16 protein-coding genes are annotated in these 18,167 nt (G+C 72.5%); 10 read left to right on the top strand and 6 right to left on the bottom strand.

The genetic code is table 11. From position 1 onward, the window contains the following. Window positions 1–1,052: 1,052 nt before the first annotated feature. Window positions 1,053–1,622 carry a TetR/AcrR family transcriptional regulator gene (locus TNCT6_RS32435; RefSeq protein WP_141364737.1) on the bottom strand — a complete coding sequence of 190 codons (570 nt, stop codon included), beginning with the start codon at window positions 1,620–1,622 and terminating at the stop codon, window positions 1,053–1,055. A gap of 218 nt (window positions 1,623–1,840) precedes the next feature. Between TNCT6_RS32435 and TNCT6_RS32430 the strand changes: the two genes are divergently transcribed. Beyond that, window positions 1,841–2,992, top strand: a complete 1,152-nt coding sequence (locus TNCT6_RS32430) for a S1 family peptidase (protein WP_141364736.1) — start codon at window positions 1,841–1,843, stop codon at window positions 2,990–2,992. Between the two features lie 114 nt (window positions 2,993–3,106). On the opposite strand, the gene TNCT6_RS32425 is transcribed toward TNCT6_RS32430, so the two are convergent. Together TNCT6_RS32425 and TNCT6_RS32420 are read right to left on the bottom strand one after the other, a co-directional pair. Beyond that, window positions 3,107–4,393, bottom strand: a complete 1,287-nt coding sequence (locus tag TNCT6_RS32425) for an FAD-dependent oxidoreductase (RefSeq protein ID WP_141364734.1) — start codon at window positions 4,391–4,393, stop codon at window positions 3,107–3,109. 264 nt (window positions 4,394–4,657) lie between these two features. Next, window positions 4,658–4,870: a hypothetical protein gene (locus TNCT6_RS32420; protein ID WP_253266301.1), complete on the bottom strand. Its 213-nt coding sequence runs from the start codon at window positions 4,868–4,870 to the stop codon at window positions 4,658–4,660. Window positions 4,871–5,005: 135 nt separating this feature from the next. Here TNCT6_RS32420 and TNCT6_RS32415 point away from each other — a divergent pair, with 135 nt between their 5' ends. Next, window positions 5,006–5,737 carry a L,D-transpeptidase family protein gene (locus tag TNCT6_RS32415; protein WP_141364730.1) on the top strand — a complete coding sequence of 244 codons (732 nt, stop codon included), beginning with the start codon at window positions 5,006–5,008 and terminating at the stop codon, window positions 5,735–5,737. Between the two features lie 28 nt (window positions 5,738–5,765). Here the strand turns inward: TNCT6_RS32415 and TNCT6_RS32410 are convergent, their stop codons facing one another. Further along, window positions 5,766–6,221, bottom strand: a complete 456-nt coding sequence (locus tag TNCT6_RS32410) for an ATP-binding protein (RefSeq protein ID WP_141364729.1) — start codon at window positions 6,219–6,221, stop codon at window positions 5,766–5,768. A 240-nt stretch (window positions 6,222–6,461) separates the two neighbouring features. On the opposite strand from TNCT6_RS32410, the gene TNCT6_RS32405 reads away from it, so the two are divergent. Beyond that, window positions 6,462–7,301: an ABC transporter ATP-binding protein gene (locus TNCT6_RS32405; RefSeq protein WP_141364727.1), complete on the top strand. Its 840-nt coding sequence runs from the start codon at window positions 6,462–6,464 to the stop codon at window positions 7,299–7,301. Window positions 7,302–7,679: 378 nt separating this feature from the next. Here TNCT6_RS32405 and TNCT6_RS32400 read toward each other — a convergent pair whose 3' ends face one another. Further along, window positions 7,680–9,620, bottom strand: a complete 1,941-nt coding sequence (locus TNCT6_RS32400) for a DUF1996 domain-containing protein (protein WP_253266475.1) — start codon at window positions 9,618–9,620, stop codon at window positions 7,680–7,682. 527 nt (window positions 9,621–10,147) lie between these two features. Here TNCT6_RS32400 and TNCT6_RS32395 point away from each other — a divergent pair. The 6 genes from TNCT6_RS32395 to TNCT6_RS32365 all read left to right on the top strand — a co-directional run bounded on the left by TNCT6_RS32395 (window position 10,148) and on the right by TNCT6_RS32365 (window position 16,488). Continuing rightward, on the top strand, window positions 10,148–11,800 hold the full coding sequence (locus TNCT6_RS32395) for a multicopper oxidase family protein (protein WP_141364725.1): 1,653 nt from the start codon (window positions 10,148–10,150) through the stop codon (window positions 11,798–11,800). Next, complete coding sequence (locus tag TNCT6_RS32390) at window positions 11,797–12,456, top strand: hypothetical protein (RefSeq protein ID WP_141364723.1); 660 nt, start codon at window positions 11,797–11,799, stop codon at window positions 12,454–12,456. The genes TNCT6_RS32395 and TNCT6_RS32390 overlap by 4 nt, the downstream gene beginning before the upstream one ends. A 199-nt stretch (window positions 12,457–12,655) precedes the next feature. Continuing rightward, window positions 12,656–12,901 (top strand): ferredoxin, encoded by a 246-nt coding sequence (locus TNCT6_RS32385; RefSeq protein WP_141364721.1) that lies wholly within the window; start codon window positions 12,656–12,658, stop codon window positions 12,899–12,901. After that, window positions 12,891–14,285, top strand: coding sequence for an NAD(P)/FAD-dependent oxidoreductase (locus TNCT6_RS32380; protein WP_141364719.1), 1,395 nt, complete (start codon window positions 12,891–12,893; stop codon window positions 14,283–14,285). Before TNCT6_RS32385 ends, TNCT6_RS32380 begins: the two co-directional genes overlap by 11 nt. A 49-nt stretch (window positions 14,286–14,334) precedes the next feature. Next, a complete protein-coding gene (locus tag TNCT6_RS32375; protein ID WP_141364717.1) occupies window positions 14,335–15,573 on the top strand; it encodes a cytochrome P450 in 1,239 nt (412 codons plus the stop codon). 441 nt (window positions 15,574–16,014) lie between these two features. Then, complete coding sequence (locus TNCT6_RS32365) at window positions 16,015–16,488, top strand: hypothetical protein (RefSeq protein ID WP_141364713.1); 474 nt, start codon at window positions 16,015–16,017, stop codon at window positions 16,486–16,488. Here TNCT6_RS32365 and TNCT6_RS32360 read toward each other — a convergent pair. Beyond that, window positions 16,470–16,724: a hypothetical protein gene (locus TNCT6_RS32360; protein ID WP_308789484.1), complete on the bottom strand. Its 255-nt coding sequence runs from the start codon at window positions 16,722–16,724 to the stop codon at window positions 16,470–16,472. The two genes, TNCT6_RS32365 and TNCT6_RS32360, sit on opposite strands and share 19 nt — an antisense overlap. A 237-nt stretch (window positions 16,725–16,961) precedes the next feature. On the opposite strand from TNCT6_RS32360, the gene TNCT6_RS32355 reads away from it, so the two are divergent. Further along, window positions 16,962–18,125 carry a glutamate--cysteine ligase gene (locus TNCT6_RS32355; RefSeq protein WP_141364711.1) on the top strand — a complete coding sequence of 388 codons (1,164 nt, stop codon included), beginning with the start codon at window positions 16,962–16,964 and terminating at the stop codon, window positions 18,123–18,125. The last annotated feature ends 42 nt before the right edge of the window (window positions 18,126–18,167 follow it).

The following is an 18,167-nucleotide window of genomic DNA, read 5'->3' as shown; positions in this document are numbered from 1 at the left end:
ATTGATCGTTCAGCGGGAGCCCTGCGCGAACCGTGCGGGGAACCCCGAATCCGAAGCGTTGCGGCGGGTGAAAGCGCTGTCCGCGACAGCGAGGACGAATTCGGCGGGGCGGTCGCCGACGCGACGGTGGACCTCGGCACCGGGGTGCGGAACGTCCGCTTGCGGCCACGGAGCGTAGCGACCGCCCTCCCTCGCCGACCGGCCGGGCAGCCGGGCAGCCGGGCGCCGTGGACGGCACCGGCCGCGTGGCCGACGTCGGCACCGTTGCCGATGGTCCGATGCGTGAGGAGGCACGCTGCGCCTGGGGGCCGGCGCAGAGGCCGGAGCACCGGCTCAGCGGGGCCGCCCACGGCCCAGAACCGCAGCCGTCCGGCAAGCTGGGACCGGGGGCGCACTCGGGCCATCGGCGGTGAGCACCGAACGCGGCGTCACGCACAAGGCAGACCGCCGCGCGGAACCCCGAACGCACAGACCATGCGCGCCACACCCGCGCGCGGACACGCGGACTCACCGCACCACGCGCGACCGCAGGCACGGCAGCCACCAGACGCGCGTTCCTCCGCACGCGGCCCACATGGACCCCACGACCGGTCAGTCGGCACGGTCGCTGCAGCACGGCAGCGTGCAGGCACATCGGGATGCGCGGCCGCAGCCGCACTGGGGCGGGCTGACGCACCGCTCCACCGCACGGCTGCCACCAGAGGCGCACCCACCCGCACGGGGCCTGCGGACGCCATAGCCCGACAGGCGCCCCGGGCCGCGGGACAACCCGCAGCCGACGTGGAGGCGCCGGAGCCGTGCGCGGGCAGTCCGGCTCACCGCACCGCACATCCCGGGCAGCCATCACGGCCCGCCAGCCCCACACGAGCCACACCCCCGGGCAGGTGGCGCGGGCGTCAGCCCCACACGAGCCGCGACCCCGCACAACCGACGTGGATGCCTTGCATACATGCGCCGGCACGCAGACGGGCACGTGCCGCAGCCGTACGTCTCGCCGCCGGGCGCGTGCCGTCCGTGCGCTCAGTGGCCCACGCGTGTCGCGGCGCGGGCGCTCACCCTGGTGGCCAGGTGCGCAGCATCGTGTCGAGGCGGTCGAGGATCCAGGTCCAGGTTTCCTGCGGGGCCGGGGCGCTGTGGGCGAAGCCGCCGGCCAGTTCCAGGCTGACGTAGCCGTGGAAGACGCTGCCCAGGAGCCGGACGGCGTGGGTCTCGTCCGGCTCGGCCAGGTCGTAGCCGCGCAGGATCGCGCGGGTCATCTGCGCGTGCCTGCCCCCGGCGCTCGCGGCGGCGGTCTCCGGGTCCAGCCGGAGCCGCGCCGCCGCGTAGCGGCCGGGATGCTCCCGGGCGTATGCGCGGTAGACGTTCGCGAAGGCGGCGAGGGCGTCCTTGCCTGCCCGCCCGGCCAGCGCGTCGGCGGCGCGGTCCGCGAGTTCCTCCAGGGCGAGCAGGGCGATCCGCGTCTTGAGGTCCTGGGAGTTCTTCAGGTGCGAGTACAGGCTCGCGGCCTTGACGTCGAACCGCCGGGCGAGGGCCGAGACGGTCACGTGCTCGAAGCCGACCTCGTCCGCCAGCTCCGCCCCCGCCCTGACCAGGCGTTCCGTGGTCAACCCCGCACGCGCCATGCCGCTCCTCCCACCCGAGCCTCCAAGAACCTGAAGCCATTGAATATCTGCCTAAGCCCATTAGGCAAACGGGACGACGGGCGGGCCCGGCGCGAATCCCAAACTTGGCATGGACCTGATTACCCAGTCCCGCTAAGCTGCTCCCCGACCCGGGTGAGAGCGCTCTCAGGTCGCGGTTGTTCCACCCCCACCTCGCTGGAACGACGAAGGGCACCCCTGTGAGACGCACCAGACTCCACCGCGTGGCCGTGGCCGCACTCGTACTGCTCGGCGGCTGGGCCGTGGCGGGCACCCCGACGGCCGGTGCGGCGACCCCCGCCACCGCACCCACCACCTCCCCCGGCCTGCTCCAGGCGATGCAGCGGGACCTGGGACTCTCGGCGCAGCAGGCCGAGGCGCGGCTGGCGGCGGAACGCGCCGCCACGGCAGCGGAACCGAAGGCCCGCGCGGCCGCGGGATCCGCCTACGGCGGCTCGTGGTTCGACGACGAGACCGGCCGGCTCACCGTGGCCATCACCTCCGGCGCCTCCGAGTCGACCCTGCGCGCCGTCCGCACCACCGGCGCCACGGTCCGCACCGTCCAGCACAGCGCACGGCAGCTGGACACGGCCAAGGCCCGCCTCGACAGCACGTCGGCACCCCAGGGCGTGAGCGGCTGGCGGGTGGACCCGAAGGCCAACACGGTGGTCGTGGACGTCGTCCGCGCAGCGCGCTCCGACAACGATGTCCAACGCTTCCTCGCCCAGGCCCGCGCGGCCGGCCCCGTCACCGTCCGGACGGTCTCCGCACCGCCGCAGACCTTCGCGGCGGGCACCGTCGGCGGCGACCCCTACTACACCGGCAACGTCCGCTGCTCCATCGGCTTCTCGGTGTACGGCGGCTTCGTCACCGCCGGACACTGCGGCCAGCCGGGCGCCGGGGTGAGTGGCTGGGACGGCTCGTACATCGGCACCTTCCAGGGGTCCTCGTTCCCCGACAACGACTACGCCTGGGTCAGCGTCGGCAGCGGCTGGTGGACGGTTCCGGTGGTCCTCGGCTGGGGCACCGTCCCGGACCAGCTGGTGCGCGGCTCCGCCGTGGCACCCGTGGGCGCCTCGGTCTGCCGCTCCGGCTCGACGACGCACTGGCACTGCGGCACCGTGCTGGCGCTCAACGAGACGGTCAACTACAGCCAGGGCGCCGTGCACCAGCTGACGAAGACCAGCGTGTGCGCCGAACCGGGCGACTCCGGCGGCTCGTTCATCAGCGGTGACCAGGCCCAGGGCGTCACCTCCGGAGGCTGGGGCAACTGCTCCGGCGGCGGGGAGACCTGGTTCCAGCCGGTCAACGAGATCCTCAACCGCTACGGACTGACCCTGCACACCGCCTGACCCGCACTGACGAGGGGGTTCCGGCCGGGCTCGGCCGGAACCCCCTTTGCGGCGGGGTGACGGGCCACGCGCAGTCAAGGGACGGCGGACGTGGTCAACGGACGCCGCGCGCGGTCATCCGGCGTCGGCCACCCGCCGGACCCTGTCCCGGGCGACCCGGGCCGCGGCGAACCCGGTGCCGGCGACGAAGCGCATCATCGGCCCGAACATCGGAGCGGCCAGCGATCCGGTGAAGTACAGTCCCGGCACCGACGATTCGAACCCCGGGCTCAGCCGCGGTGCCCTCGAACCCGGCACCTGCCTGAGCGCACGGCGCACCGCCGGCGACAGGAACGGAACGGCGTCCAGGTCCAGACGGTAGCCGGTGGCGGCCAGCACGTGGTCGGCGTCGAGCACCTCCGCCACGCCGCCCGGCCCAACGACGTCCAGCCGTACGACGGACCCGGCGGTCTCGGCCCGTACGACCCGGCGCGAGGTGCGCACCGGCACCACGCCCTCGACCCGGTCCCGCAACCACCAGCCGCCCGACGGCCGCAACGCGCGCCGGAACAGCAGCAGTCGGGCCGCGGCCGGCAGTCGCCGTACGGCGCCGGGGGCCCGGCAGACCGCGGCCAGGATCCAGCCCGTGCCCAGGGGCGAGGAGGGCCTGCCGATCCGCCGCACCCAGGACCGCGCCTGCTCCGGGGCGTTCCCCCACAGCACATCGCTCTCCCGGACCAGCACCTGCGCCCGCGCACCGGACTCGTGGAGCAGTGCGGCGCTCTCCAGGGCGGACTGGCCCCCGCCGACCACGGCGACCCGGCGGCCGGCGTACCGGGACAGGTCGGTGTGCTGGCTGGTGTGCGACACCGGCGCGTCGGGCCCCGGGCCTTCGGGCACGAGGCCGCGCAACTCGCCGGGTATGTGGGCCAGTCCGTTCAGGCCGGTGGCCACGACCACGGCGGCGGCGCCGAGTTCCTGTCCGTCGTCCAGCCGTACGGCGAACCCCGAACCGGACGCGGCCAGGTCGACGGCCGCCACCCGGGCCGGCTCCACCTCACCGACGTACTGCTTCTGGAACCACTGTCCGTAGCGTACGAACACCTCGCACGGGATGGGCGTCAGTTCGGTCAGCTCCGGCTCACCGTGCACCTGGAGGAAGTCCGCCAGCCGCCCGCCCGGCTCCGGTGCGGACAGATCGACGGCGTCCGGCGTCGACTTCAGGAACATCCCGGTCGCCATGGCGTGCCGCCAACTGCCCATGACCTCCCCGAAGACCCGCACCGGGACCCCCGCTCCGCGCAGGTGCGCGGCGACCGACAGCCCGTAGGGCCCCGCCCCGACCACCACGACCGGAAGCGCTCGGCGCCCCCGCTGCGCTCCCCCGTGGGCAGGCCGCTGCCCCGGAAGCGACTGCGTCATGCATCCCCCCGCTGGTCCCCTCGCCGCCTTCCCCAAGGCCGGCGTGACACTCCGGGATGTGCGCGCCGGCAGAGCACCGCCGCGCGTCTCCCCCCTCCGCCGCTCAGTGTTACCCATCGACCGGTGCCGAAATGCGATATGGAGGCACGTTGCCAAAAATTGGTCGAAGCGTTTACCGGCCGCACCGCGCGGGCCTCGACGGAACGGAGGACGAACACCCGGCTCCCGTCCTCGCGGCGGAGGACGGGAGCCGGATGCCAGGACCTACCGGTCCGTGGCGGCGGGAGAGCCGACCGCGGGTGGTGCGGTCATCAGCTTCCCGAACAACGCCATGCAGGTGGAGCAGTGTCCAGCCCGCTGTGCGCTCGCGCCGTCGACGTGCTGACCCAGTTTCTGGCCGCACAGGGTGGTGGTCGTGCGCTTGGCCATGACGTGCCAGACCAGAGCCCCACCGGGCCTCTCTACTCCTGCACACATCTCATACATGATCGGCTCCACTCCCTCGATGGACGCCTCTCTCACTCAAGGAGATACCGACTGGGCCATCCGCACGCAGCCACGGGCGGCCATTCAGGTGAAAAACGCGCCGGGGGCGGTGCCATCATGGGGCCCATGCGAAAAGGCGGAGCGTTGCGGACGGCGGCCGTGGTGGCGGCCGGTGGGGCGCTGGCGATGTCGCTGACGGCGTGCGGCGACCCGGGCCACCGGCGCGCGGCCGGCCACGGCGGGCAGGCGGAGCACGCACCCGGACGCGACGTGCCCCCGCGGCGGGTGCCGGGCATCGGTGACCGGATGTGGCATCGGGTGCCGGCCGGGTCCCGCCAGGTGGTCGCGGTCTACGGCGCGGGCCCGGACTCCCCCGACTCGACGGTCGAGCTCTTCACCGAGCACGGCTCACGCTGGGAGCGGACGGCTTCGTGGCCGGCCCACAACGGCCGGAAGGGCTGGACGACGGACCATCACGAGGGCGACCAGCGCACCCCCGTGGGGGTGTTCACGCTGAGCGACGCCGGCGGCGTGCTCGAGGACCCCGGGGCCAGACTGCCGTACACCCGGTCCGCCGCGTTCCAGGCTCCCCGGTACTGGACGAAGAACGCCTGGCACGACTTCGACTACGTCATCGCCGTCGACTTCAACCGCGTCAAGGGAACGCCGCCCAACGACCCCACCCGGCCCGAAGGACAGTCCAGGGGCGGCGGCATCTGGCTGCACATGGACCACGGCAGCGGCACGTCCGCGTGCGTGACCCTGTCCAAGTCGGCGATGCGGTATCTGCTGCGCTCCCTCGATCCGCGTCAGCACCCGGTCGTGGTCATGGGGGACACGGCGGAACTCGACGCCTGACGCCGCGCGGCCGCCCGCCGGTGCCGCCTCACGGGCGCGCGGCGTCGAGCAGGCTGATGCGGGCGATGACGCGCTTGCCCACCGGCTCGCGCCGCACCTCGAACCGCTCCACCACGGCCATCACGATCTCCAGACCGTGCTGGCCCACCCGCCCCGGGTCGGCGGCCCGGGCCACGGGCAGCACCGGATCGCTGTCCCAGACCGCGATGTCCACGGCGTCCCCGGCGATCCGCAGGTCCATCAGGATGGGGCCGGAGGCGTACTTGCGGGCGTTGGTGACCAGTTCGCTGACCACGAGCTGGGTCAGGTCCAGGGCACGGTCCGAGACCGTCAGCCCATGGCCGGTCCGCGCCCGTCCCAGGAACTCGGCCGCGAGATGACGGGCCTCCGCGATGCACGCGGCGTCGCCGTCGAGGGCCGCCGCCACGCCTATCACGCCGGTGTCCGGCGCCGGCTCATCGTCACCGAGGAGGACGGATTCCATCCCAATCGCCTTCACCACCCTGTTCACGGCGTGCACATACCCCTCTTCCCGCCGGGCACGCGTGCGGCGTTCGTGTCGGCTTCGTCACAGGGGCGATCGCCCGGCGCGGCCCACCGGGCGGCAACCCGGAGGCGGCCGCGCCGCGTCCACGACCCGGACAGTTCGGCGACAAGGTGCCGGATGCATCTACCGTTCGTGGTGCCGGTCGAGCGACGGCCTCGACATCGAGGGGAGCCCAGGATGGCCGAGGACACCGAGGAGCGAACGACGCGGGGGCCCGGTACCGTCGTCGCCCTCCACGAGGTGGGCGTCCGCCGCTTCACGACCGGGCAGGTGATCCTGGACGGCGTCGACTGGACGGTGCGGGCGGGACAGCACTGGGCGCTGCTGGGCGCCAACGGCGCCGGGAAGACCACGCTGCTGCGGCTGCTCGGCGCCCTGATGCACCCCACGACCGGCACCGTCGAGGTCCTCGGCGAGCTGCTGGGCCGCGTCGACGTGCGGGAACTGCGCGCGCGCATCGGGCACGTCACCACGGCGCAGCGCGTGCCCGGGGAACTCGACGCCCACACCGTCGTGCTGACCGGCCACACGGGCACGGTGCAGCCCCTGTGGCGGATGTACGACGAGGAGGTGCGGCAGCGCGCCCACGAACTGCTGGCCGAGCTGGAGATCAAGGACCTGGCCGACCGGCCGTACGGAGTCTGCTCGGGCGGGCAGCGGGCACGCGTCCTCATCGCCCGGGCCCTCATGGCCGAACCCGCGCTGCTGCTCCTCGACGAACCCTTCAACGCCCTTGACCTGCCGTCCCGCGAGGATCTGGTCGAGGCCATGCACCGGCTCGCGGCGGGACGGCCGCGGCTCGCCACGGTGACGGTCACCCACCACCTCGAGGAGTTGTCCCCCGCCGTCAGTCACGCCCTGCTGCTGCGCGAGGGACGCATCCTGTCCCAGGGGCCCGTCGAGGACGTGCTGACCGGGCCGTGGCTGACCGCGTGCTTCGGCCGCCCCATCGCGGTGAACCGGCACGAGGGCCGTTGGTGGGCCTATTCCGGGCGGCAGACCCCCGGGAGCGCATGAGGCGGGCAGCCGTCCGATCCGCCGTACCGGGTGGCCCGATGGCGCTTTCCACTACCCGAAGTAACGTGATCAACTTTGGCTCCTGGCTTTTCTCTCCAGTCAAGTCGGGCGCGCCGTGCCGCCCGACGCCCCGTGCGAAGGATCCCCATGCCGTCTCCAGACGCCGCCCTGCAGCAAGCGCATTCCGACTACGAACAGCACATGCAGACGTGTCGACAATGTCATGCACACGCCATTCCGTGCGCCGTGGCCAAGCACCTGATGCGTATCTACAACAACGCCCGAAGAGGGCTCGCCCGCGCCGAGTGACACCGAGGGGCGGCGATGGGACCACGAGACCGGTCCCACCACCGCCCCCCTTCACGGCCTGTGGCGCCGTCAGACGGCGCCGTGCCTGATCCGGCGCAGCAGCACGATGCCCGCGGTCACGAGCACCGCCCCGGCGGCCGCGGGCCACAACCGGGCGCCGGTCTCGGCCAGGCTGCCCCTGACGGCCTGCGGTTCGGTCTGCGCACCGGCCGCCTGGCCGTTTCCGCCGGGAACCGGCGTGTAGGCGGGCGTGCCCACCTCGCCGCCGCCCCCGGTACCGGTCGCGCTCGTGGACGCGCCACCCGTGGCACTCCGCTCGGCCGCGTCCGAGGTGTCGGCCTTCGGTTCCACCGCACCGCCCGTCGGCTCCGCGGACTTCTCGCCCCCGGCGTCGCCCACGCCCGCCCCGTTCGCGCCGTCGTCGTCGGTCCGGCCCGCGCCCTTGCCGGCGCCGCCTCCGGGCCGCCCGCCCGAGGTCTGCGTCGGCCTCCCTTCAGGCTCCTGCGGCTCCCGCGGTTTCTCCGGCTGCTCGCCGGACTTCGAGCCCTGGTCGGCCCCGGGCCCGCACTGACGGCCGCTGTTGATGCAGTCGACCATCCGGCGCATCAGGTCGTCGTCGAAGACGTTGATGAAGTCGCCGTGGTCCGTGCCCGGCTTGTGCAGTTGTTCGGGGAAGGAGTCCACCGCGAACAGCGGGGTGGTCGCACCCCCGTCGTCCAGGCTCGGGGCGTCGACGCCGTAGACGATGCGCTGCACGAGTTGCGGGATCGCCCGGAATCCGTCCGGGCAGTTGCCGTCGGCGCCGGCGAACGCCACGTGCGTACGGTGGTTGGCGCTGTCGGCGTTCCGGCCGTCCCAGCAGCTCTGGAACCTGAAGGTGCGCACCACGTCGCTGCCTCCGGGGCAGAGCGGGTACTTGTCCTTCAGCTGCCGGTCCTCGAAACCGGTGCAGGACCAGGACGCGTTGGCGTTGGCGGGGCCGTTGACGAACGCCTTGGCGTCTCCGGTGATGATGCGCAGGAAGCGCGGCATCTCCGTCACCTTGCCGCGCGGACTGCCCTCGAAGGACAGCGTCACCTGCTTCGGCGTCACGATCCGGCCCGCGTTGCCCTCGGTCCCGCCGCCGGGGGCGTCGGCGTCCCGCTCCCGGCTGCCGTCCTGCAGGCGCAGCACGGGCCAGTAGTAGGTGGACTTGTCGCCCTTGTCGGCGCAGCTCGTGTCACCGTTCGCCAGGTCCTGGTCGCTGGCGAAGGCGTTGTTGGCCTGGTTGCCGATGTAGTCGTGGAAGTGGTGGGCTCCGTTGGTGACGCCGGGGGCGACGATCACGTTGTCCGAGTTGAACAGACCGCCCTCGTTCACTCCGCAGCTGGAGGCGAAGCTGCCGCGTGCGGCGTCCGCCGCCCCACGGGGCTTTCGCGCGTCGCTCTGCACGGTGGTGATGTCCGCGTAGTCCGCGGCCACGGGGCCGTTGCCGGCCTGGCCTCCGCCGTCGGCGTCCTGCTGGGGTTCCTGCTGCCCGTCCCCCTGCGGGCTCTGCTCCTGGTCGGCCTGCTCCTGACCGGTCTCCCCGCCGCCGTCCTGGGTGCCGGAGGTGCGCAGGGTGCAGGCCGCGAGGTCGTCGAGTCCCTCGGGCCGCTCCCCGGCCCGTTCGATCGCGTCGGCGATGGTCCCGATCGTCGCGGCACGCTGCTCCTTGAGCGGAGCCACGACCGTGTTCTCCACCGCGCCGACGTCGAGCCGCCCGTCCTGAACCGCGTCCTGCATCTGCTGGTACGCGCTCGCGATCTGCTGGTCCAGCACCGCGAGTTGCTCGTCGACGGTCGCCTTCGCCTCCTGCGGCACCGCGGTCATCCCGGCTCCGACGTCCGGGCAGTCGATCGTGGCGCCTCCCGCCGCCGGACTCCGGTCGCGGTCCGATTCCCCGGCGGACCGCACCGTCGACGTGTCTTCGGTGGCGGAGGCATACACGTTGGCGACCATCAGCCCGCCTCCGCCCAGGATGAGCGCCATCGCGCCGAGCGTGGCGCGCCGCGGGCCCGTGGGTCGTCTGCGCGTGTTGCGTCTCACCGAACTTCTCCTACGCGTCGTGGCCTGCCAGGAATGTGAATCCCCCCGTCCCATACGGAGTTCGGACCGGGGATGTTCAAGCGCCCCGTGGATTCCCCGCATCGCACGTCCGGCGACGGTCAGCGCCTCGTGGATCGTCATGCCCGCCGAACGCCCGTTCGGCGGGCATGACGAAAGCCCCACTCCCATCACGGGAGTGGGGCTCGTCCACGAGCGCCGGGCAGGCCTTGCACCTGCATCTCCCCGCAGGAAGCGGGGCGTCTTTCCTTGGACCACCAACGCACAGCTGATCACCGGGAGTTCCGGTGACTCGCTCAAGATCCAGCATAGCGCACATGCCAGGACCCGGCACGTCGCCGCGCGGGCCATGCCCCGTATCGCCCCTCCGCCAAGGCAATGGTTGCCGAGATCACCAGACGCGCCGCGCCAGTTCTCCCACATATCGGCGCAAAACGTGTGTTATTCGAGTCATGCACACATATACGCGGCGCACCTTGCTCAGCGCCTCGGTCACGGCTGCCGCTTCGGGACTCCTGACCGCCTGCTCCGGGGCCGGCTCCCTCTCGGGGTCCGCTCGGGGCTCGGGGTCCGCTCGGGGCTCGGGGTCCGTGCTGGGCCCCGGGACCCTCGAAGGCTTCCGCCCGTTCATCCCCAAGGGGCCCAAGGGGTACGTGAACCCGTCCGACCCGGAGGTCCTGGCCGCCGAGCGCAAGCGCGGGGCCGGGCGGGTGCGCAAGTACACGTTCACCGCTCGGGAGACGTCGTTCGACCTGGCCGGCAAGACCGTCAAGACCTGGGCGTACAGCGACAGGATCCCGGGCGAGGCGGTCCGGGCCACCGCGGGTGACATCCTCGACCTCACGCTCGTCAACCGCCTGCCCGTGGGGACGACGGTGCACTCGCACGGTGTGCGCCTGCGCTGCGACATGGACGGCGTGCCGGGACTGACCCAGCAGACCATCAAGCCCGGCTCGGAGTTCAACTACCGCTTCGTCGTGTCCCACCCCGGCACGTACCTGCTGCATTCGCACGAGGGCATGCAGCTCGACCGCGGCCTGTACGCACCACTGATCATCGACGACCCCAAAGAGCCCTTGTCGTACGACAAGGAGTGGGTGGTGGTCCTGGACGACTGGGTGGACGGCCTGGCCGGCTCCACTCCTGATGGCGTGCTCGCGCAGTTGCAGAAGGTCAAGGGCCCCATTCCCAAGGGCATGCATGGCATGGACATGGGCGGCGGCGGTCACGGCGGGCATTCGGCCCCGCAGGGCTCGTCCCACGGCCCCGACCGCATCCTGCGGGGCGGTCTCAGCCGCATCCTGCAAGGCATGGGCGGCAATGTCGACTACCCCTATTACCTGATCAACGGCCGTGTCCCGCACGCTCCGTCGGTCTTCCGGGCCCGTCCGGGCGACCGCATCCGGGTGCGGTTCATCAACGCGGGTGCCGACACCGCCTTCCGAGTGGCCCTGGGCGGCCACGAGATGACGGTGACGCACACGGACGGCTACCCGGTCGAGCACCGTACGACGGACGCGCTGGTGATCGGCATGGCAGAGCGCTACGACGTCGTCATCACCGCCAAGGACGGGGTGTTCCCCCTGGTCGCGCTGGCCGAGGGCAAGGACGCGCGCGCCCTCGCCGTACTGAACACCGGAAAGTCCAAGAACCTGCCCGCGCCCTCCGTCCGCCCCAACGAGCTGGACGGCCGCTTCCTGTCCGCCTACGAGCTCGCCCCCGCCGACTCGGTGGCGTTCTCCGACGACGAGCCGGACCGCGAGATCCAGATCAAACTGACCGGCAACATGAAGTGGTACAACTGGAGCTTCGACCGCAGACCGTACTCGGTCGAGCAGCGCCATCCGATCCGCCGGGGCGAGCGGGTCCGGATCACCTTCCTCAACCACACCGGCATGTGGCACCCGCTGCACCTGCACGGCCACACCTTCGCCGTCACCGGCCCGAAGGGGCGCGGAGCCCGCAAGGACACCGCCATCGTGTTGCCGGGGAACAGGCTGGTGGTGGACTTCTACGCCGACAACCCGGGCCTGTGGATGCTCCACTGCCACAACCAGTACCACTCCGAGTCAGGGATGATGACCATCCTCGGCTACCTCAAGTGACCGAAGTGCCCGAGCGGCCGCTGCGGACGCCTCGCGCGGCCGGGCTGGCCGGGGTGCTGTTCGCGCTGCTGCTCGCGGCGGTGATCGTCCTGATCCGGCTGGGGATCCCCGAGGGCGCGGAAGCGATCGCCTTCCGGGGGTCCACCGACTCCGCGCGGCACGATGCGGTGCGGGCGGCACTGGCTCTCGTGCCGTTCGCCGGCATCTTCTTCCTGTGGTTCACCGGCGTGGTACGCGCCCATGTCGGGGACGCCGAGGACAAGTTCCTGGCGACCGTCTTCCTGGGCAGCGGAATGGTGTTCGTGGCCGCCATGTTCGGGGCGGCCGCGGCCGCCGATGCGGTGCTCGCGGTCGCGCACCCGCCCGGCGCCTCCGCCGGGCCCGCCGCGTGGGACTTCGGCCGCGACTTCGCGTACACGCTGATGACCGGGTACGCGATGCGGATGGCGGCCGTCTTCGCGTGCTCGCTGTCGGTGATGGGACACCGGCTGGGGGTGCTGCCGCGGTGGCTGACGCTGCTGGGTCTGCTCACCGCCCTGGTGCTGCTGTTCGCCGCGTCGAACGTACCGTGGGCCGAACTGGTGTTCCCGGCATGGTCGCTGGTCCTCAGCACGTACATCCTGATGGCCGGCGGCCGCCCCGCCCCGGCCGTCTGACTCGGCTCCCTGCTGTCGGCCCCCGGCCACCCGGCCCCGCCGCTCCATCCGCCGCGCCGTCCCGTCACTCCATCGGCGGGTCCTGACGCGCGGGGAGGGCAGCGGGGCTTCGATCCTGACGTGGGATGACCGCCGTCCGAGGGTGCCCGCCGCGCGGGTGGTTCCCGAGGGCCTGGCCGCCGGGAAGGGCGGGTCGCCAATGAGGCTTGTCGTCGATCTCAACAAGTGCCAGGGATACGCGCAGTGCGCGTTCCTCGCGCCGGGCGTGTTCACGATGCACGGCGAGGAGTCGCTGGTCTACAACCCGCGACCCGGCACGGAGCAGCGGGAGAGGGTCGCGCGTGCCGTCGCGGCGTGCCCGGTGCAGGCGATCACGGCTGAGGGGCTGGACGACGCGGACGAGGAGCCGGTCGGCGCCGGGCGGGAGGCCTCCGATGCCCGCTGAGGCGTTCCACGAGTGGCTCAGACGCGAAGGCCGGATCGTGATCGTGGGTGCCTCGCTGGCGGGCCTCAGAGCCGCCGAGACGCTGCGTGCCGAAGGGTTCGCCGGACCACTCACCATGATCGGTGACGAGCCCTACGAGCCGTACGACCGCCCCCCGCTGTCCAAGGCGGCGCTGCTCGGCATGGCGTCCCCGGACCACACCGAGCTGCCCCGGCGCCGGGACATCGACGCGACCTGGCGGCTCGGGGTCGCGGCCGCCGGCCTGGACATGGCGGCCAGGCGGGTGCGGCTGGCCGACGGCGAGGAGGTGCCCTACGACCGGCTGCTGATCGCGACCGGTGTGCACGCCCGGCCTTGGCCGAAGGAGGACGAGGCCCAGCTGGACGGGGTGTTCGTGCTGCGCACCCGGGACGACGCGGTCCGTCTGCACCGGCGGATGAAGGGCCCGCCGCGCCGGGTGCTGATCATCGGGGCCGGCTTCACCGGTTCGGAGATCGCCTCGGCGTGCCGGAACCAGGGCATCGCGGTCACGGTCGCGGAGCGGGCCGGCGCTCCCCTGGTGGGCGCGCTCGGCGGGGTGATCGGCGCGGTGGCCGCGGAGCTGCACCGGGAGAACGGGGTGGACCTGCGCACCGGGGTCATGGTCACCGGTCTGGAGGGCGACGTGACGGGCCGGGTGCGGGCGGCGCACCTGTCCGACGGCAGTGTCGTCGAGACGGACGTGGTGGTGGTCTCGCTGGGCGCGACCCGCAACACCGACTGGCTGGAGGGCTCGGGGCTGGGCGCCGGCCCGCGCGGTATCGCCTGCGACGCGGGCTGCCGGGCCTTCGACTTCCGGGGCATCGTCACCGACGACATCTACGTCGCCGGCGACGTCGCCCGCTCCCCGCATCCGCTGTTCGGCTACCAGTTCCTGTCCCTGGAGCACTGGGGCAACGCCGTCGCCCAGGCCGAGGTGGCCGCGCACAACATGATCAGCGCCGGCGCCGACCGGCGCCCGCACATGTGGGTGCCGGCCTTCTGGTCCTCGCAGTTCGGCGTGAACATCAAGTCGGTCGGCGTACCGTCCATGGGCGAGGAGGTCATGATCACCCAGGGTTCGCTGACCGAGCGGCGGTTCGTCGGGGTGTACGGCTACCAGGGCCGCGTGATCGCCGCCGTGAGCTTCGACAACACGCGGTGGCTGGAGTTCTACCAGCGGCTGATCGAGACGGGCGCTCCGTTCCCGGTGGAGTTCACCACGGTGGACCGCCGGCCCGAGGGCCGCAAGCCGGTGCCGGCCGACTTCCCCGACCCGTCGCTGCCGACGCACGGCCCGACCGTGACCCTCAGCGGCTACTCGCCGGCCGACCGGCAACTGGTCTTCACGCCGGCCCGCCACTGAACCGGCGCCCCGCCTCCCGCCCCGGACCTCCATGCCCCAAGGACCCGACATGACGCACGCCTCGCTCCTGCACCGGATCACCGACTACGCCAACCGCGCTAACCCGTATCCGCTCTACGAGGAGCTGCGCAAGACACCGGTGCTGCACGAGGAGGAGGACGGCCCCTACGTCGTGAGCTCGTACTACGACATTCTCGGGCTGCTCCACGACCCGAGGGTCAGCTCGGACGCCACCAACCTCACCGCCGCCGGCGCGGACGAGCTGTCGGGACCGGAGGCGACGGGGCTGCCGCCGAGCTTCATCAGGCTCGACCCGCCCGAGCACGACCGGCTGCGGCGGATCGCCAACAGCTCCTTCGGCCCGCCGCACCGGCCCGACCGGATCGACTCCATGAGCGGGGAACTCAGCGGGATCATCACCGAGCTCGTCGACGGCTTCGGCGACGCCCGGCAGATCGACGTCGTCGACCAGTTCGCCTACCCCTTCCCGGTGACGGTGATCTGCCGGCTGCTCGGCGTGCCGCGCGAGGACGAGCCCCGCTTTCGCGCCTGGGTGGACCCGATCGTCGCCGCCCTGGACCCGGAGACCCGGCAGCGCACCGACGACGACTTCCAGCGCGCCGCGCAGGAGGCCCGGATGCAGCTGGGCATGTACCTGGCCGGTCTGGTCGAGCAGCGCACCAAGGAGCCCCGCGACGACCTGCTGTCCGACCTGGCGGCCAGTCACGGCGCTGACGGGACCATGTCGATGATGGAGGTGCTCAGCACGGCGGTGCTGCTGCTGATCGCGGGCCACGAGACGACGGTCAACCTCATCACCAACGGCATGCTCACGCTGCTGCGTCACCCGGAGTACCTGCACCGGCTGCGCGAGGATCCGGGACTGTCCGTCAGGATCGTGGAGGAGCTGCTGCGTTACGAGCCTCCCGTGCAGCTGGTGCCGCAGCGCACCTGTGTCGCCGACATCGACCTGCGCGGGGTCACGATTCCCAAGGGTTCGCGGATCTGGCTGATGCTCGCCGCGGGCAACCGGGACCCGGAGCGGTTCCGGGATCCCGACCGGTTCGACCCCGACCGCGAGGACATCGAGCACCTCGGCTTCGGCAGCGGCATCCACATCTGCTTCGGCGCGCCGCTGGCCCGGCGGGAGGCGCAGCTCGCACTGGCCGAGCTGACCCGCCGCCTGGACAACCCCCGCCTGGTGGAGGACCCGCCGCCCTACCGGAAGAACGCGGTGCTGCGCGGCCCGCGCCATCTGAACATCGCCATCGACTCGGTGCGCTCGTAGAGACACCGCGCCACGACCCGGGCCGGCCCGGCCCGGCCCGGGGTCAACCCCAAATCCAGCGCCCGCTACGTCCTGTGCGGACCCAAGCACAGGAAAAGAGTCTGGACAGATCTCAAAAATAGGACAAAATGGTGTGCATCCCCCCACCATCGCTTCGAGGAGCCGCCCCCGTATGGCGTACGGAGCCCACCACAGCGCCAACCCCGCCCCTCCTCCCCACCCCGATCTGGGCCTCGCCCGCGACTGCGAGCAGTGCCTGGGCTGGGGAACCGTCGTCACCACCGACGGTCACCACGAACTCTGCGCCACCTGCCAGCAGGACGCGGACGACGACGACCCGCCACTCGACACGGACACGGCATCACCCCGCACGAGTGGTATGTCGCCCGACTCGGCCGTAGCGTCGTTAAGGACCCAGGACGTCGTCGGCCGGGAGCGGACATGGGCAGACACACAATGAGGACAGCGGTCGCGCTCTGCGCCGCGGGGCTGCTCACGGCAGGCGTGGGTACGGCCTCCGCCGCACCGGCGGCCTCACACGGGAACGCCTCGGCGCACGCCGCGAAGCGGACGGACGGGCGGCCGGTGCTGGTCGACTGTCTGTGGAAGCCGCGGCAGCGGCCCGGCGCTTTCATCCTCGCGTGCGGCGACGGCAACAGCGTCCTGTCCGCGCTGCACTGGTCGCAGTGGAACGACCGGTCCGCGACGGCCAGGGGCTTCAACCTCGTCAACGACTGCAAGCCCTACTGCGCGGCCGGAAGGTTTCACGAGTATCCGGTGACCGTGCGCCTGGACAGCCCGGAACCCTGGAAGAAGCGCCCGGAGGTACGGCACTTCACCCGGCTGAGCCTGGAGTTCCTGGCGGGGCGGCCGGAGGGCTACCCGCAGGTGCAGACCTACCCCCTCTGGGACTGATCCGTCCGCCCCACCGGCGTGATGCACAAAGGCGGCTCGTGGAAGAGCTCCAGCAGCCAGCTCGCGCTCTCAGCGCTGCCCGGAGTGGCGCCGCCGGACACGGACGGGAAGACACGGCCCCAGGAACAGGCACGGGCCAGCGCGGCGAGCCGCCAGGCCAGGGTCACCGCGCGGGTGAGTTCCGCTCGGCTGCGACCCGCGCCGGTCCACGGCTCCAGGTAGGCGTCCCGCAGCATCGCGCCCGCCGGACCACCACGGATTTTTCGCCCGCGGGCCCGGCCCGACCTCCCCTGCGCTGCCCCGAACGGGGGTGCGGGGCGCGCGGGTCGGCACAGGACCGTGCGACATCGGAGGCGGTCGGGAGGCTTGTGAACGTCCCGGTCTGGGCACTCGGGGGTCCCGGAGCCGCAGTGGTCCCCAGCGGGACCCGGACGCGACGGCCGGGTGACCACCCAGGCAGGGGAGAACGTGACGTGACGCTGCGCATCGGGGCAGAGGAAGAGTTTCACGTGCTGGACGTGGAGAGCGGCCGGCTGGTGCCACGCGCCCGCGCCGTACTGGACCGGCTGCGTGGGCCCGGATTCACCACCGAGCTCCAGCAGTCCGTGGTCGAGGCCAACAGCGCGGTGCACGACACCCTCGACGCCCTCCTCGCGGACCTGGCCCGTTCACGGCGGCTGCTGGACACGGCGGCCTCGTCGCTCGGCCTCGTCACAGTGGCCGCCGGCACCGTGCCGCTGGCCCGCGTGAGCTCCGGCAACATCACCGCCGGGCGCCGTTTCCGGCACATGGCCGACGAGTACCGCAGGGTCGCCGACGAACAGCTCATCTGCAGCGCACAGGTGCACGTCGACATACCGGACCGGGACACCGCCGTACGCACCATGTGCCTGGTCGCGCCGTGGCTGCCGCCGCTGCTCGCGCTGTCGGCCAGTTCGCCGTTCTGGCTCGGCGCGGACACCGGCTACGCGAGCTGGCGGACGATGCTGTGGCAGCGCTGGCCCACCGCCGGGCCACCCGGCTGCTACGCCGACGCCGCCGCGTACGACGCGGCGCTGGAAGAGCTGATCCGCTCGGGCGTCATCGGCGACGCCGGCATGATCTACCACGACGTACGGCCCTCCGCGCACCAGCGCACGCTGGAGCTGCGGATCTGCGACGCCTGTCCGCGCGTGGAGACGGTCGTGCTGGTCGCGGGGCTCTTCCGGGCTCTGGTCCGGGACGCGTGCGACCGGCTGGCCCGCGGTGACGGCGGCCGGTGCGACGGCCACCACGAGTGGCTGCGGGCCGCCACCTGGCGAGCAGCCCGCTCAGGACTGGAGGGCACGCTGGTCGACCCGGTCACCCGGCGCGCGGCCCCCGCCCCCGAGGTGCTGCGCGGCATGGCGGCCCGGCTCCGCCCCGCGCTGGAGGCGTCCGGCGACTGGGAGGCCGTGCACGAACTGCTCACCCGGGCTCTGGCCTGCGGCAGTGCCGCACACCGGCTGCGGCGGGTGGCCGGGGACGAGGACCTGCTCGCCAGCGTCGACCTGCTGGTCGCCGAGACCCGCGGCGCCGCCGGCCCGCGCCCGGTCGCGCCGGCCCGACCCGTCCGTGCCCCCCGTCCCAGCTCCATCGCCGGAGGTGCCGGAGCCTGACGGGCCGTCCCCATCCCGGCCCGACCCGCTTGCCACCGCCGT

The sequence above is a fragment of the Streptomyces sp. 6-11-2 genome (assembly GCF_006540305.1).
GTDB lineage: Bacteria > Actinomycetota > Actinomycetes > Streptomycetales > Streptomycetaceae > Streptomyces.
The sequence above is the reverse complement of the archived record's forward strand: the minus strand, read 5'-3'. Positions and strand labels throughout refer to the sequence as shown.

Bases quoted from the DNA above. Each gene is read 5' to 3' on its own strand.
- TNCT6_RS32435 (WP_141364737.1), bottom strand. From the start codon at position 1,622: ATGGCGCGTGCGGGGTTGACCACGGAACGCCTGGTCAGGGCGGGGGCG.
- TNCT6_RS32425 (WP_141364734.1), bottom strand. From the start codon at position 4,393: ATGACGCAGTCGCTTCCGGGGCAGCGGCCTGCCCACGGGGGAGCGCAG.
- TNCT6_RS32420 (WP_253266301.1), bottom strand. From the start codon at position 4,870: ATGTGTGCAGGAGTAGAGAGGCCCGGTGGGGCTCTGGTCTGGCACGTC.
- TNCT6_RS32415 (WP_141364730.1), top strand. From the start codon at position 5,006: ATGCGAAAAGGCGGAGCGTTGCGGACGGCGGCCGTGGTGGCGGCCGGT.
- TNCT6_RS32410 (WP_141364729.1), bottom strand. From the start codon at position 6,221: ATGGAATCCGTCCTCCTCGGTGACGATGAGCCGGCGCCGGACACCGGC.
- TNCT6_RS32405 (WP_141364727.1), top strand. From the start codon at position 6,462: ATGGCCGAGGACACCGAGGAGCGAACGACGCGGGGGCCCGGTACCGTC.
- TNCT6_RS32400 (WP_253266475.1), bottom strand. From the start codon at position 9,620: ATGGCGCTCATCCTGGGCGGAGGCGGGCTGATGGTCGCCAACGTGTAT.
- TNCT6_RS32395 (WP_141364725.1), top strand. From the start codon at position 10,148: ATGCACACATATACGCGGCGCACCTTGCTCAGCGCCTCGGTCACGGCT.
- TNCT6_RS32385 (WP_141364721.1), top strand. From the start codon at position 12,656: ATGAGGCTTGTCGTCGATCTCAACAAGTGCCAGGGATACGCGCAGTGC.
- TNCT6_RS32380 (WP_141364719.1), top strand. From the start codon at position 12,891: ATGCCCGCTGAGGCGTTCCACGAGTGGCTCAGACGCGAAGGCCGGATC.
- TNCT6_RS32375 (WP_141364717.1), top strand. From the start codon at position 14,335: ATGACGCACGCCTCGCTCCTGCACCGGATCACCGACTACGCCAACCGC.
- TNCT6_RS32365 (WP_141364713.1), top strand. From the start codon at position 16,015: ATGGGCAGACACACAATGAGGACAGCGGTCGCGCTCTGCGCCGCGGGG.
- TNCT6_RS32360 (WP_308789484.1), bottom strand. From the start codon at position 16,724: ATGCTGCGGGACGCCTACCTGGAGCCGTGGACCGGCGCGGGTCGCAGC.